We start from the raw sequence: 13,238 nt of genomic DNA on the forward strand, positions 1-13,238 counted from the left end.
CCCCATTACAGCTGTAAATACAAAACTCCAAATCCAATGGAGATCCAATGTGGGAGGGGCTTGCCCTCTCCCACATTTTTTACCTCATTGGCTGTTAGAGCACGTACCGCATGATCGCCACAAAGTGCAGCAGGCTGCCGCCGATCACAAACAAATGCCAGATCCCATGGGAATGCCGCAGGCGCTCCTCCAGGGCAAAAAAGATAATGCCGACGGTGTACAGCACCCCGCCCGACGCCAGCCAGATAAACCCCGCCGTGCCCAGCGCGGCGAGCAGCGGCTTGACCGCCACCAGCACGATCCAGCCCATCACCGCATAGATCACGATCGACAGGATGCGGGCCTCGGAACGTGGCTTGATTTCCTGCAAAATGCCGATCACCGCCAGCCCCCACACGATGCCGAACAGCGTCCAGCCCCACGGCCCTCTTAAGGTCACCAGGCAAAACGGCGTGTAGCTGCCGGCGATCAACAGGTAGATCGAAAAGTGATCGACCTTCTGCATGATCGCTTTTCGCCGCCCCTGCACGCTGTGGTACACGGTGGATGCGCTGTACAGCACCATCAGCGTAAAGCCATAGATCGCGACGCTGACAATCTTCCAGGGGCTGCCGTCCAGGCTCGCCACTACCAACATCCACACAGCGCCAATACACGCCGCGACGGCACCGAGCAAATGGCTCCAGGCGTTGAATCGTTCCCCGTGGTACATCTGACACTGACCTCCTGTAACCGTTAACCGCAGGCTGGCAAGCCTCCCGCCTTGCACATAAGAGTGCAAGGGCCTTGTGACGTTCCGGCGACGCCGGGCGGTTTTGCGGGCACAATCGAGCGCATTCGAACAAGAGTCATGGCCATGCTGATCGACGAAGAATTCACCCTCAAGAAGCTGGAAGTCTTCCTGGCGTTCATGCGCACCGGCAACCTGGCCCGCGCCGCCGCCGAACTGCAAACCAGCAACGTCAGCGTGCACCGCGCGATCCACTCTTTGGAAAATGCCCTGCGTTGCCCGCTGTTCAAGCACGAAGGCCGCAACCTCACACCGTTGGAAAGCGCCTACGTGCTGGAAGAACGTGCGCAGAAACTGGTCGCCGATGTGGTCGACAGCGTGCGCCTGACCCGCGAAGCCGCCGGTTTCTCCGCCGAGCGCTTCAAGCTCGGCTCGCTGTATTCGTTGACGGTCAAGACCGTGCCGCAACTGATCATGGGCCTGAAAATCAGGCGCAGCGAACTCAATATCGACTTGATCCTGGGCTCCAACTTCGACCTGCTCTACAAGCTCAAGAACATGGAAGTGGACGCGATCCTCATCTCCCTCGACGAACACGCCAACGACCCCGACTGCGAGCAGATCGCGCTGTTCTCCGACGACATCTTCCTCGCCACTCCGGCTGACTCGCCCTTCGATCGCGACCAGGAAATCGACCTGGCCGACGTGCGCGACGCCACTTTCATCACCCTCACCCAAGGCTTCGCCACCCACCAGGATGGCAACCGTGTGTTCAAGCAGGCGGGGTTCGAGCCCAAGGTGGCGATGCAGGTCAACGACATCTTCACCTTGCTGAGCATGGTCAGTTCAGGGGTGGGCTATGCGTTGCTGCCGGGGCGGATTGCGGCAGTCTACGAGAACCGCGTGAAGCTGATACCGCTGCAGGCGCGGTACCGGCTGCAGCAGCATATCGGGGTGGTGTTCCTGAAGGCCAAGGAGCGCGACCCGAACTTGCTGGCGTTGTTGGCGGAGTGTCGGATGTATGCCAATCGGCAGGCTTGCCCCCGATGAGCATGGGTATCTACACAACTTTTCAGCCCCTGACAAATCTCCCTGTGGCGAGCGGGCTTGTCCCGCGTTGGGCTGCGTAGCAGCCCCAAAACCAGCCTCTGCAGAGTGTCTGATACACCGCGTTCTTCTTGACTAGGGCTGCTACGCAGCCCAACGCGGGACAAGCCCGCTCGCCACAACAGCCCTATTTTCCGGGCATTCAGCGTTGAGCCAACGTTGTGCAGATACCTATGCCCCGATGAGGCCAAACCAGACAACACAACTTCCAAAGCTAGCCAACCAACCCGCGAACAATGAAGTACAGCAACGAAGGCCCAAGCAAACACCCAAGCCCGGTGTGGAACGTCGCCGTCAGCGCACCATACGGCACCAACCGACGATCCGTCGCCGCCAGCCCCGCCGTCACGCCACTCACGGTCCCGGCCAAGCCACCAAACACCATCGCCGACCGCGGGTTATCCAACCCCATCCAACGCGCCGCTACCGGCGTGCCGACCATCACCAGGATCGCCTTGATCAGGCCGGTGGCGATCGACAGCGCCATCACATCCGAGGTCGCACCAATCGCCGCACCGGTCACCGGGCCAACGATGTAAGTCACCGCGCCCGCGCCGATGGTGGTCATGCTGATCGCATCCCGATAACCAAAGGCCCAGGCCATGCTCGCACCAACAATAAACGGCAGGATCGTGCCGAGCAGCAGCGCAATCACGCCGATCATCCCGGCTTTGCGCGCTTCGGTGGCTTGCACTTCAAACGCCGTGGCGACAATCGCGAAGTCGCGCAGCATCGCCCCGCCCATCAGGCCGATGCCGGAGAACAGCGACAGATCCGCCAGGCCTTTTTGCCCGCCCGTCATAGTGCCGCCGACCCAGGCCAGCACCAGGCCGATCACGATCGCAATCGCCGAGCCATGGATGCGCCCGAACGTCAGGCGCTTGGACAGCACCACGGAAATCCACATGACCACGCCGACGAAGGCAAACGCGGTGATCAGGCCGTTATGTTCCAAACCTTTTTCAATGAGATCCCACATATCAGCGACCTCCCACTGGCGCGATCAGCGGCTCTTCAGCGGGTAACGGTTCACCCTTATGAGTGCGGCTGATCAGGGCGATGGTGCACCCACACACCACCACCGAACCAATGGCCGCAAGCACCGCGACCGGGCCACCGTGCAGGGCGGTGACCACGTTTTGCTGCGCCGCCATCGCAACCACCACGGGGATGTACATCGCGCCCCAGAAGCCGACGCCCATTTCGCAGTCCTTGGTCATGCCGCCACGCTTTTGCATCCACAGGCGTGCGCAGATCAACAGGATCATCGCGATCCCTACCCCGCCCACATTGGATTTCACGCCGAGCAGTACGCCGAGCATGTCGCCCATGATCACGCCCGCCAGCGTGCAGATCGCCAGCAATGCCACACCGTAAATAATCATTGTTGTTGTCCTCAAAGTGCTCGATCGAAATTGTTGTTGTTGTGCTTCGAAAGCCTTGGGTGGTGCTTTATCGGTGGCGGCGCTCCTCCTCTTCCAACAGGGCCTGCAAGGTGTCCAGGCGTGCGCCTTCGCAGGCGATCACCGTGCCTTGTTCAAATACTCGGCGTGACAGGCCGGTGAGTACGCTGCCTGGGGGCAGTTCGATTTGCAGGCGCACGCCGCGCTCATAGGCGCTTTGCACGGTGCCGCGCCAGTCGACGACGCGGCACATGTTGAAGGCCAGGTCGTCGCGCAAGTGCTCGGGGTTGTGAATGGGGCGCGCCCGGGTACTGCTCAGGTAAGTGATGCGCGGCGCTTTAAGCGTGACAAACGCCTGGGCCAGTGCCTGGGCAGGTTGTTCCAGCAGCGCGCAATGGGACGGCACGCTCACGGCCAGGCGCTTGGCGATGCCGTTGCCTTTGATGCGTGCTGCGACCAGCTTCATCGCCTCGTCGCTACCGGCAATGACGGTCTGGTTATCGGCGTTGATATTGGCCAGGTATACCGGGGTCTGCGGGCTGTGGATATCGGCCAGCAGGGCTTCGACAGTGGATAACTCAGGGCCGACCAGCGCGGTCATGCCGTAGCCTTGTGGATAAGCGTGCTGCATCAGTTCACCCCGCAGGCTAACCAGCCTGACAGCGTCCGCAAAGTCCAGGGCACCGGCAATGACCGCCGCCGGATACGCCCCGATGGACAAGCCCGCCACGTAATCCGGTGTGCGCTCCAGCAAGCGCGCATGGGCCACACCCGCGATCAACAGACACAGCTGCACCGCGCGGGTACTGGCCAAGGCTTGCGCCGAATCGAACTGGCGCACGTCTTCACCAAGGGCATCGCAGGCTTCATCCAGTACCGAGACGGGCAACCGCGTGAGCATGCCCGGACGCTGCGCCCCCTGCCCCGGAAACACCAGCAGGCTGCTCATGCCACGGCCTGCCAGGGATCGAGCACGAGGTGCGCGCCACGCGCGGTTTTCAACAGCACCCGCCGCGAGCCGCCGGCCCATTCGCGCAAGGCGACGGCACCGAACGGGGTTTGCAGTTGCAGGTCCACGGCACAGGCCGCGGTGTCCAGGATCGCCAGCAGGTCTTGCGCATCCCGCCGGTCAAGCGGCGCGGGCGTACGCAGGAGCAAATCCAGATCGCTCATCGCATGCAGTGCCTCAATGCCCGTGGCCAACTCGAAACCCGCGCTGCCCGTGACGCCCCAGGTCTGCTGCGCCAACACCGGCCGCAGTTGATCGAGTGCGCGCAACGCCGGCAAATCCCGGGGCGAGATCGCGTCGCGCAGGGCTTCCGGCGCCACACTGCGCTGCACGGCGGCCAGGGGCATTGCCGTCGCAAAACGCTGCTCACGCAGACGCCCGCGCACACCGACCGCCACCTGGCCCGGCTCGGCCATGGCGCGACGCACCACCACCGGGTGACCGGCGCCGATGGCCTCCAGCGCCCAGCCCGGCGCGTCGCTGGGCAGATGCGCCGGGGTCATGCCCCAGAGCAAATCGTGAGCGTTCACCATTGTTCCCGCAGCAACTGGCGTACATGGCTGGAGGCCGCGCGATTAGTAGCACCGAGGCGCCCACTCAAATCACGGCTATCGATATCCTGGATCGCACTGACCAGGCAATCGCTGACTCGCGTCACATCGTCCTGCGTCGGCTGTTCAATCTGGCTGACCGACAAGGTTTCCCACAGCAGGCCGAGGCTGGCAAAACTGTCGATGTCATAGGCCATGGGCGGCACGCTGGCAGCCAGGGTTTCAAGCTCTTCGACACTGCGCAGGGTCACCCGCGCCGCCGATGCCTTACCCATGGCGTGCACCATCACGCCGGGGTCGCGCAGGGCAATCAGGCGGTTGGCCTGGTAACCGTGGGCGAGGAAGGCACCGGACATGGCCTTGCCCACCAGCAGCGCAATCACCGGGTGCCCGGCCAGGCGGGCACGGGCGTAACTGTCGGCGGCGGCGGCCAGGGCCTGGTGGATGCCGAGGGCTTCTTCGCGACGGCCATAGGCTTGGCTCGGGACATCGACGATGGCGATGATGGGACGCTTGTCGCCACGGGCGATGGCTTCATCCACGGCCTTGGCCAGCCCCCAGCCTTCCAGCAGGCCGACTTCGCCGTTGCGTGCACGGGGGAAGCGGTTTTGCGCGTCGGGGACCACGGCGATAAAGCGCACCGCATGTTCCCCCAATACGCCGTCGGCAACTTTCAACGAGCCGGGCAAATCGGCCACAGGCGTGGCACCGGCGCTCAATGCGTTAAACCACTGCAAGCCTCTCATGAGCGTTCTCCCTGATACAGAGCGCGAACCGTCGCCGGGTCGATTTGCGGTGCAGCGTCCAATTCGGCCAGGCGCGCGAGGTAATAATCGGCCTGGCGGCTGCGCTGCTGCGCAGGCAAACCTTGCTGCAACAGCACGCTGATCGTCTCTTGAAGTTGCGCCACATCATCTGCCACATAACGGTCGACCAGCCCGCTGTTGAAGCGTTGCTCGCCACCGGTGAGGCTCCAGATGAAAGGCCGGTCGCGGGAGTCGTACTCTTCAAGACCGGCTTCCTGCTCGATCACTTGCGGGCCATTCAGGCCAAGACGGGCTTCGCGGGTGACGACCAGGTAACTGCACAACCCGGCCGCGATGGACATGCCACCGAAGCAACCGACACTGCCCGCCACCACACCGATCACCGGCTGGTACTGGCGCAGATCGACAATGGCCGCATGAATGTCGGCAATCGCTGCCAAGCCCAGGTTGGCCTCCTGCAAGCGCACGCCACCGGTTTCCAGCAGCAGCACGGCACGGGTCGGAACCCCGTTGCGGTTGTCTTCGGCGGCCAGTTCGAGGGCGCCAGCGATTTTCGCGCCGCCCACTTCCCCCAGGCTGCCCCCCTGGAAATTGCCTTCGATCGCGGCGATCACCACGGGCACACCTTCAATGCTGCCCTTGGCGATCACCACGCCGTCATCGGCCTGGGGCACCACACCCTGGCGACTGAGCCAGGGCGACATGACGCGCTGGAATGGGTCGATCAATTCTCGGTAAGTGCCGCTGTCCAGCAAGGCCTTGGCCCGCTGCCGCGCCCCCAGTTCAACGAAGCTGTGTTTGCTGAGCAAGTCAGTCATGGCCGATCTCCTCGAAACCCTGTTCCAGGCGCAAACGCACCACGCCGGGAGTCGCGCCGAAATCGTGGATATCAATCTTCAGGGCCGGCGGGGTTTGTTCCTGGAAGATCCGCTCGAACAGGTGTTGCCAGCGTTGTTCGGCGCCATTCACCGAGGTTTGCACCTGAATGGTCAGGGTGCCGGCCGTGCCCGGTTCCAGCAGCACTTCCAGGTCGCCCGAGCCGACACACCCCACCAGCGCACGGCCTTTGGGTGGCTGCCCGGCGGGGAATTCAAAGGATAAGGTTTCCATCACAACGCTCCATCGAGGCGGTCGATAAACAGGCAGGCAGCCAACAGGTCGGCGGCACCGCCGGGGGAGGCATTCAGGGCCAGCAATTGTTGGTCGAGTTCATGCAGTTGGCGGCGGCCGGCGAGGGTTGCACTGCCGCCCGCCTCCAGCACGGCTTGGGCCCCGCGTTGCATGGCGTGTTGGCCTTCCAGGCCGGCACGGTAGAGCACGCAGGTGTCGGCCAGCTCGGTCATGATCGCGAGCAAGGCATCCAGGCGTGCGTTCTGTTCACCGGCATTTTGCCGGCGGCTTTTGTGCAGTTGCGGCAGGCCGCGTTGCAGCACCGAGGGGAAGCCCAGTTGCGCTTCTTCACGGGCGCCGCGTGCGCCGTAGCGCTGGGCGACGTGTGCGCCATGGCTCATTGGCTGGGGCGCGTAGCGGTCATTGAGCAGGGCCAGTTTGGCGGCTTTCAAGGTCACGGCGCTGGCATGGGCGGACTGCGGTTCCAGTGCCGCTGCGGCGGTCAGCAGGCCGAGGGCCCAGATCGCACCGCGGTGGGTGTTCACGCCGTTGGTGGTGGCGAGCATCGCCTGCTCACCTTCGCGGCCCAATCGGCCGAGGGCTTCGCGCAGGGGTAAACCGACTTCACCGATGTCGAGCGCGGCATCAGCCATCTCCTTGAACATCGGCCACAGCGACAGCGCCGAGGCGTGCATCAGCCCCAGGTGCAAATCGCTATGGGCGCCGTTACCACGACGGTCCACCAAGGCAGGTTTGGGCGACAGGTCGGCTTCATCGATCAGCGCATCCACGGCCATATCCGCCAGGCGTTCGGCGAGGCTCAGTTCATGCAGTTTGAGGGCGCGCATTTACCAGCTCCTGAATTTGGCGGGCGGGTTGTACAAGCCACCGGACCACTCCACCAGGTCGGCGACGCTCTTGGCGGCCAACAGCTCACGGGTGGCGTCAGTGCGGCGAATCCCCAAGTCCTCGGGCAAGGCGATCAGCCCCTCGCGGCGCATGCGCGCGGTGTCCTTGGGGTTGTGGCGCATGCCGATGGCGGTCACCCCGGCGACGGCGGCGATCATCGCCTGGCGCTCTTCGAGGGAGCGCGCCTTGTACAGGTAGGCAATGCCTTCTTCGGTGAGCAAGTGAGTCACGTCGTCGCCATAGATCATGATCGGCGCCAGGGGCATGCCGCTTTTACGCGCCACTTCCACGGCGTCGAGCGTGTTGACGAAGGTGGGTTTGCCGCCTTCCTGGAAGGTTTCAACCATCTGCACCACGAGCTTTTTGCCGCGTTCCAGCAGGGCTTCGGGCGCATCATCGTGACGCATATCCAACCACGCCGGCGTGCCATGGCGGCGACCGCGCGGGTCGTGCCCCATGTTCGGCGCACCACCGAAACCGGCGAGGCGGCCACGGGTCACCGTTGAAGAGTGGCCATCGCCATCAACTTGCAGGGTGGCACCGATAAACAGGTCCACCGCGTATTGGCCAGCCAGTTGGCAGAACATACGGTTGGAACGCATCGAGCCGTCACGACCGGTGAAAAACACATCCGGGCGGGCGGCAATGTAGTTCTCCATGCCCAGCTCGGTGCCGAAACAATGCACGCTTTGCACCCAACCGCTTTCGATGGCCGGAATCAGCGTGGGGTGCGGGTTAAGGGTCCAGTTGCGGCAGATCTTGCCCTTCAGGCCGAGGGATTCGCCGTAGGTGGGCAAGATCAATTCAATGGCGGCGGTGTTGAAGCCAATGCCGTGGTTGAGCGACTGCACATTGTGTTTTTCGTAGATGCCACGGATCGCCATCATCGCCATCAGCACATGCACCGGCTTGATATGGCGCGGATCGCGGGTGAACAGCGGCTCGATGTAGAACGGCTTGTCGGCCACCACCACAAAGTCCACCCAACTGGCGGGGATGTCGACACGGGGCAAATCGGTGACGTCATCCACCAACTGGTTGACCTGCACGATCACGATGCCATCGCTGAACGCAGCGGGTTCGATCAGCGCGGGGGTGTCTTCGGTGCTGGCGCCAGTGTAGATATTGCCGGCGCGGTCGGCCATGAAACCCGCCGAGAGCACCACGTTGGGGATCAGGTCCACCACCAGCCGGGCATAGAGTTCGATGTAGGTGTGGATCGCGCCGATTTCCAGCAGGCCATCTTCGAGCAGTTGGCTGATGCGCAGGGATTGGGTGCCGGCGAAGGAGAAGTCCAGCTTGCGTGCGATGCCCTTTTCAAACAGGTCCAGGTGCTCGGACCGCCCGACGCTGGGCATGATCATGTGCAAATCGTGAAGCTTGGCCGGGTCGGCCTTGGCCAGCGAACGCGAGAGGAAGTCGGCCTGCTTTTGGTTGTTGCCTTCCAGCACCACGCGGTCGCCGGGGAGGATCAGGGCTTCGAGGGCTTCGACGATTTTATCGCTGGGCAACACGGCCCCGTCTGCGTAGTGCTTGACCCGCTCGAGCCGCCGCTGCTTCTCGTCGCGCCGCCGCGTCCAGCGCGAGTCGGGGTTGATTATTGTTGTCATGGTCGCTCCACGGGTTTGCTGTCGTGGGCTGTACCTTAGGAGTGATTCAGGGGGGTATCAATCAAGCTCAGCGGCAGATCGTTACGGTTGGAGTAATGGAGCATCTGCAAACGCAGACCCGAGCCCAGTGAAGATCAAAAATGTGGGAGGGGCGGTGCGACGATTCGACTTGCCCCCGATGAGGGTGGGTCAGCTAAGTGATGTACCAACTGTCTAATAAGCCATCGGGGGCAAGTCGAATCGTCGCACCGCCCCTCCCACATTTGCTCATTGGTGTCTGTTAGATAGCGGTCCCAAAAAGGGAATGATCAGTCCCTGTTTGGGACCTTTTCCAGCGAAGGGCTGACCTGCTCCAGCGCCCGATCCACCAACAACTGCCCAAACTCGGCCATTTGCTGGATCCCGAGCATGATGGCGCGCTGGGAAGTGTCCAGGTCGAAGGCCAGGTTGCAGGTGAGTGCGTTGAGGGAGGACAGGGTTTCGCTGGCGTTGACCAGCAGGGTTTCGGTGTTTTGGTGGGGGTTTACGGTGAAGAGGCTTGCGGGCGGATTGGGGGTAGGTTTGACCATGATTTACAACTCCGATATGTGATGGAGACTGCTCTCTTCCGCTTGCACGCGAATTAAGGTGGCAGCTGTGCGCAGGTGTGCAAGACCGGGCATATCGGACCCCGGCAGACCCCGAAGGATCTCCCACGCACAGCCGCCATAACAAATACAGCAGGCATGAAAAACGCCCGTTGAATGGCTATGGGCGTTGGTGCGCCGACATGTAACCGAACTTGCACGTCCGTGTCACCGTTTTTTGCGATGACGGGACGAAGACTAGGCGCGCGGGCTGCACGCGGCAAGTTCATGCACGGCCCAAAATCTTGCAGGAAAAATCCGAAGGCTGGTCACACCTCTCAAGCGCAAAGCGCTTGCTGTGGCGAGCGGGCTTGCCACACAGAATATTCCGACAAGGTTTTCAGGTTGTTGCTCGGAACTCGCCTCTTATAGCCTTTTTCGTCCAAATCCCACCACGGGCAAACATGATGAGTCCGAACACTAAGCCCAATATAGCCATGCACAACCCACCTCACCCGGGCGAAATTCTGCTTGAAGATGTAGTCCCGGCCCTCGGTATTACTATCACCGAAATGGCACGACGCCTCGGCTTCGCCCGCGAAACTTTCTCAAGGATCTTGCATGGCCACGCCCCCGTCAGCCCGGACCTTGCCGTCCGGTTGGAGAGAGCCGGCGTAAGTACTGCGCAGCTATGGCTATCGATGCAAAGCGCCTACGACTTGTGGCAGGCCGAGCATCGGGAGCAGCCAATGATTGAGCGGTTTGCGCGGATTGACTAAGGAAAAATCCGACCGGACGCTCAACGCGCCATGACGTTAACCACCACATGCAAAATGAACGCAGGCCCGTAACAAGGTTTCCCCTGCTCATCCTCGATTCTCCAGACTGAAGCCACCGTACAGGTCTCCTTGGGTGCTGCAAACTCCACACTGATATGCACCGGCTGGCCCGGCAGCGTATCGGCAATAGGGAGCTCGCTGTGCAGGCTACGCAAATGAATATCCATCACTACCTCCAACTGGCCTTGTGGATCTGCGCGGCGGGCAATCACATATTCCCCATCAACACGCACCAGTCGTCGCCCGCGCCAGGGTCGTGTGCCCAGGTTCTGAATCTCCCAGGTTTTCTGAAAAACTTCCCCTGGCAACACGACGGTTTGATCAGGCGTCGTGACATCGGCATTGAACACCGCAACGTCCTCCGGATCATCAATACCTGCAGCCCGATTGGTGTTAGCCATTGAGCACGCATTAGCGGGCGCGCCTGTCAGGTCAGCGAAGTAGCGAAACAGCAGCAAGGGAGAAACCTGCAATGCCTTCGCCAGCTTGATCAGCGTGCGTACCGACGGGTCCCTGGACGCTCCAGCCGCTAGACCGTACAGGTAGGTTCTGGAAATTCCTGCTTCCTTGGCCAGCGCAGTCAGGGGCTTGCCCAACTCGCGGCTGCGCCGTGCAACCAGTGACCTGAGGGTATCTCGCGTTCTTATATTCATACGAAGTTTGCGGTTCCCGTTTTTAGGTGAACGTCATTTCTTTGTCCGCCAAAAAAGACAACCTGTCCGCCGCCACGTGTCTTGAACCATGCACACTCGCCACCTGCTGGCGATGTTGTGAAGGACATGGATGGCACCCTTTTAGCCGGTCATATCCAGTGTCGTAGTTTCTCGCATGCTTGCGAACCTAGTGTTTGTTGCATTCCTTTACATCTACCTTTGGATATAGCCATGACCCACATCAAAGCGTGCTGTGAATCCATTTCTCGAACAGGCTTTGGCACCCTGCAAATATCAGAAGCGATGCTGCTGGATTACAAAAAAATCGTTGATGGATACTCCGCAATATCACCAGCCACCAAGGCCTCGTTTTCCTTCGCGAAAGACACCGATGGATTTTTCCCCTTTGGCGAAGAGTACTCGAGCATTGAGGCTCAGCCTGATCTGTGTGAGCGCTTTTGCTACTGGCCTGCGCATTCATCAAAACGAAAATCCTTTGAGTTCACGCGAAGTGAGTTTTTTGTTGCCGTTGATGCTTTTGAGAGACAGATCAGCGAGCTTGCACAGGAACTGATGAACGGGGTTTGCGCGGAGTTTGGGGCCACTTCGTTGACCTCTTTGCGTGCGGCGTCCTATCTGCAACTGTGTGTCTATGGAGCTAATTACGGGCCTGATAAGCGCCAGTTTGCTCAGGATCCTCACGAGGATGGTCATTTGTTGTCGTTTATCAAACCTACTCGTGATGGCCTCGTTCTGGTTCGAGGCAGCTCGCTGGAGCCGGTACGACTCTTGGAGAATGAGATTGCAATCTTGGCTGGATCGCTACTGACTGAGCTCTCAGACTACGCGATTCCCGCTGCATACCACGCCGTTCTGGCTCCTAGAAGACCAGTGCCACGCAGCTCTCTTATTTACTTCGTCAACCCTGATGCGGGGCAGGAGCTGACAGGTTTTTTCCGCCACCAGCCGATCGACTTGAAAGCCGCCGCCAATGCCCGCCATACCGGTTTCGGTAATCACCCCCTTCAATTGACCTGATACTCAGGCGGCCGAGCACTTCATGATTCCTGACCTCAACGCCCTTTATCTCGAAGGTCTGCTCTTGGGCATCGGACTGTTCGCCGCTCCTGGGCCAAAGGACACCCTGGTCATTCGCCAGGGTGTCAGTCGAGGTCGTGTCTGGGGGGTGGTGGCGGTATGTGTGCTCGCCGATATCATTCTCATCAGTCTTGGGGTCATGGGGTTGGGTTCATTGCTCGGCAGCCAGCCAGGTCTAGTGGCGCTCCTGCTGCTATCGGGAGCGGCCTATCTGCTGTGGTTCGGTTGGCAGCGGTTACTGGCTTGCGTGCGTAACCAGTCGATGCCAGATACTCAAAGCAACCTCACCTCACAACAGGGTTTGATACGCACGGCAGTGATACTTGGATTTGCCAACCCATATGCCTGGCTTGATACCGTAGTGCTGATTGGCTCTATTGGCGCGGCAAAGCCCGTCAGCCAACAAGCATCCTTTGCCAGCGGAGCGATGACCGCGTCGCTGGTGTGGTTTGTGGTTTTGGCGTTGGGATGTCAAATGTTGACGGGGCTGTTTCGTTCGGCGAAGGTCTGGCGTTTATTGGACGCGGGTGTGGCGATTTTGATGGTGTATCTGGCGGGAATGCTGATTGCTGATTTTCTGGTGCTGCATCCTCTCTAAACGGAGCAAACCCGGTCTAACCTTCGGTGTGAACTGAGGGGGTGTTTTGGTGCGGGCGGCAAGCGACAAATTCATGCACAGCCCAAAATCTTGCAGGAAGAATCAGAAGGCTGGTCACACCTTTCAAGCGAAAAGCGCTTGCTGTGGCGAGCGGGCTTGCCCCGCGTTGGGCGGCGAAGCAGCCCCAGCAAGATAAATGCGCCGCTTCAGGCAAACCGAGTTGCCAGGTTTTGGGGCTGCTGCGCAGCCCAACGCGGGGCAAGCCCGCTCGCCACAACAAACCCGCTC

The 13,238-nt window shown here is 60.9% G+C and carries 16 protein-coding genes; 4 read left to right on the plus strand and 12 right to left on the minus strand.

The window, feature by feature from the left end; genetic code table 11:
• Positions 1–94: 94 nt before the first annotated feature.
• Entirely contained in the window at positions 95–712 is a 618-nt protein-coding gene (gene trhA / locus AB7933_RS31365) for a PAQR family membrane homeostasis protein TrhA (RefSeq protein WP_024077878.1), read from the minus strand.
• 144 nt (positions 713–856) lie between these two features.
• Here trhA and AB7933_RS31370 point away from each other — a divergent pair, with 144 nt between their 5' ends.
• A complete protein-coding gene (locus tag AB7933_RS31370; protein WP_024077879.1) occupies positions 857–1,780 on the plus strand; it encodes a LysR family transcriptional regulator in 924 nt (307 codons plus the stop codon).
• A 271-nt stretch (positions 1,781–2,051) separates the two neighbouring features.
• Here AB7933_RS31370 and madM read toward each other — a convergent pair whose 3' ends face one another.
• The 10 genes from madM to AB7933_RS31420 all read right to left on the minus strand — a co-directional run bounded on the left by madM (position 2,052) and on the right by AB7933_RS31420 (position 9,765).
• A complete protein-coding gene (gene madM, locus AB7933_RS31375) occupies positions 2,052–2,816 on the minus strand; it encodes a malonate transporter subunit MadM (RefSeq protein WP_024077880.1) in 765 nt (254 codons plus the stop codon).
• 1 nt (position 2,817) lies between these two features.
• On the minus strand, positions 2,818–3,222 hold the full coding sequence (gene madL / locus AB7933_RS31380) for a malonate transporter subunit MadL (RefSeq protein ID WP_024077881.1): 405 nt from the start codon (positions 3,220–3,222) through the stop codon (positions 2,818–2,820).
• Between the two features lie 67 nt (positions 3,223–3,289).
• Positions 3,290–4,189 carry a malonate decarboxylase subunit epsilon gene (gene mdcH / locus AB7933_RS31385; RefSeq protein WP_024077882.1) on the minus strand — a complete coding sequence of 300 codons (900 nt, stop codon included), beginning with the start codon at positions 4,187–4,189 and terminating at the stop codon, positions 3,290–3,292.
• Entirely contained in the window at positions 4,186–4,782 is a 597-nt protein-coding gene (locus AB7933_RS31390) for a malonate decarboxylase holo-ACP synthase (RefSeq protein ID WP_024077883.1), read from the minus strand. The genes mdcH and AB7933_RS31390 overlap by 4 nt, the downstream gene beginning before the upstream one ends.
• Positions 4,776–5,546 carry a biotin-independent malonate decarboxylase subunit gamma gene (gene mdcE, locus AB7933_RS31395; RefSeq protein WP_024077884.1) on the minus strand — a complete coding sequence of 257 codons (771 nt, stop codon included), beginning with the start codon at positions 5,544–5,546 and terminating at the stop codon, positions 4,776–4,778. The genes AB7933_RS31390 and mdcE overlap by 7 nt, the downstream gene beginning before the upstream one ends.
• Positions 5,543–6,385 (minus strand): biotin-independent malonate decarboxylase subunit beta, encoded by an 843-nt coding sequence (locus tag AB7933_RS31400; protein ID WP_024077885.1) that lies wholly within the window; start codon positions 6,383–6,385, stop codon positions 5,543–5,545. Before AB7933_RS31400 ends, mdcE begins: the two co-directional genes overlap by 4 nt.
• Entirely contained in the window at positions 6,378–6,677 is a 300-nt protein-coding gene (locus tag AB7933_RS31405) for a malonate decarboxylase subunit delta (RefSeq protein ID WP_024077886.1), read from the minus strand. The genes AB7933_RS31400 and AB7933_RS31405 overlap by 8 nt, the downstream gene beginning before the upstream one ends.
• Complete coding sequence (locus AB7933_RS31410) at positions 6,677–7,525, minus strand: triphosphoribosyl-dephospho-CoA synthase (RefSeq protein ID WP_024077887.1); 849 nt, start codon at positions 7,523–7,525, stop codon at positions 6,677–6,679. Before AB7933_RS31410 ends, AB7933_RS31405 begins: the two co-directional genes overlap by 1 nt.
• The gene (gene mdcA, locus AB7933_RS31415) at positions 7,526–9,196 is read right to left on the minus strand and encodes a malonate decarboxylase subunit alpha (protein WP_024077888.1); all 1,671 of its coding nucleotides are present in this window, start codon (positions 9,194–9,196) and stop codon (positions 7,526–7,528) included.
• Between the two features lie 308 nt (positions 9,197–9,504).
• On the minus strand, positions 9,505–9,765 hold the full coding sequence (locus AB7933_RS31420; protein ID WP_024077889.1) for a DUF6124 family protein: 261 nt from the start codon (positions 9,763–9,765) through the stop codon (positions 9,505–9,507).
• Positions 9,766–10,253: 488 nt separating this feature from the next.
• Between AB7933_RS31420 and AB7933_RS31425 the strand changes: the two genes are divergently transcribed.
• The gene (locus AB7933_RS31425) at positions 10,254–10,541 is read left to right on the plus strand and encodes a HigA family addiction module antitoxin (RefSeq protein ID WP_041161314.1); all 288 of its coding nucleotides are present in this window, start codon (positions 10,254–10,256) and stop codon (positions 10,539–10,541) included.
• Positions 10,542–10,561: 20 nt separating this feature from the next.
• Here AB7933_RS31425 and AB7933_RS31430 read toward each other — a convergent pair whose 3' ends face one another.
• Positions 10,562–11,197, minus strand: a complete 636-nt coding sequence (locus AB7933_RS31430) for an NBR1-Ig-like domain-containing protein (protein WP_236645997.1) — start codon at positions 11,195–11,197, stop codon at positions 10,562–10,564.
• 288 nt (positions 11,198–11,485) lie between these two features.
• On the opposite strand from AB7933_RS31430, the gene AB7933_RS31435 reads away from it, so the two are divergent.
• Positions 11,486–12,292, plus strand: a complete 807-nt coding sequence (locus AB7933_RS31435) for a 2OG-Fe(II) oxygenase family protein (RefSeq protein WP_024077892.1) — start codon at positions 11,486–11,488, stop codon at positions 12,290–12,292.
• Positions 12,293–12,314: 22 nt separating this feature from the next.
• Positions 12,315–12,950, plus strand: a complete 636-nt coding sequence (locus tag AB7933_RS31440; protein WP_024077893.1) for a LysE/ArgO family amino acid transporter — start codon at positions 12,315–12,317, stop codon at positions 12,948–12,950.
• Positions 12,951–13,238: the final 288 nt, after the last annotated feature.

Origin of the sequence: Pseudomonas gorinensis (assembly GCF_042015035.1) — a bacterium.
GTDB classification, from domain to species: Bacteria; Pseudomonadota; Gammaproteobacteria; order Pseudomonadales; family Pseudomonadaceae; genus Aquipseudomonas; species Aquipseudomonas gorinensis.

What these genes read in the sequence shown, in the direction of transcription:
- madL (WP_024077881.1), bottom strand. Translation starts at nt 3,222, where the DNA reads ATGATTATTTACGGTGTGGCATTGCTGGCGATCTGCACGCTGGCGGGC.
- AB7933_RS31420 (WP_024077889.1), bottom strand. Translation starts at nt 9,765, where the DNA reads ATGGTCAAACCTACCCCCAATCCGCCCGCAAGCCTCTTCACCGTAAAC.
- AB7933_RS31440 (WP_024077893.1), top strand. Translation starts at nt 12,315, where the DNA reads ATGATTCCTGACCTCAACGCCCTTTATCTCGAAGGTCTGCTCTTGGGC.
- AB7933_RS31390 (WP_024077883.1), bottom strand. Translation starts at nt 4,782, where the DNA reads ATGGTGAACGCTCACGATTTGCTCTGGGGCATGACCCCGGCGCATCTG.
- AB7933_RS31370 (WP_024077879.1), top strand. Translation starts at nt 857, where the DNA reads ATGCTGATCGACGAAGAATTCACCCTCAAGAAGCTGGAAGTCTTCCTG.
- mdcH (WP_024077882.1), bottom strand. Translation starts at nt 4,189, where the DNA reads ATGAGCAGCCTGCTGGTGTTTCCGGGGCAGGGGGCGCAGCGTCCGGGC.
- AB7933_RS31410 (WP_024077887.1), bottom strand. Translation starts at nt 7,525, where the DNA reads ATGCGCGCCCTCAAACTGCATGAACTGAGCCTCGCCGAACGCCTGGCG.
- mdcA (WP_024077888.1), bottom strand. Translation starts at nt 9,196, where the DNA reads ATGACAACAATAATCAACCCCGACTCGCGCTGGACGCGGCGGCGCGAC.
- AB7933_RS31435 (WP_024077892.1), top strand. Translation starts at nt 11,486, where the DNA reads ATGACCCACATCAAAGCGTGCTGTGAATCCATTTCTCGAACAGGCTTT.
- trhA (WP_024077878.1), bottom strand. Translation starts at nt 712, where the DNA reads ATGTACCACGGGGAACGATTCAACGCCTGGAGCCATTTGCTCGGTGCC.
- AB7933_RS31405 (WP_024077886.1), bottom strand. Translation starts at nt 6,677, where the DNA reads ATGGAAACCTTATCCTTTGAATTCCCCGCCGGGCAGCCACCCAAAGGC.
- mdcE (WP_024077884.1), bottom strand. Translation starts at nt 5,546, where the DNA reads ATGAGAGGCTTGCAGTGGTTTAACGCATTGAGCGCCGGTGCCACGCCT.
- AB7933_RS31400 (WP_024077885.1), bottom strand. Translation starts at nt 6,385, where the DNA reads ATGACTGACTTGCTCAGCAAACACAGCTTCGTTGAACTGGGGGCGCGG.
- madM (WP_024077880.1), bottom strand. Translation starts at nt 2,816, where the DNA reads ATGTGGGATCTCATTGAAAAAGGTTTGGAACATAACGGCCTGATCACC.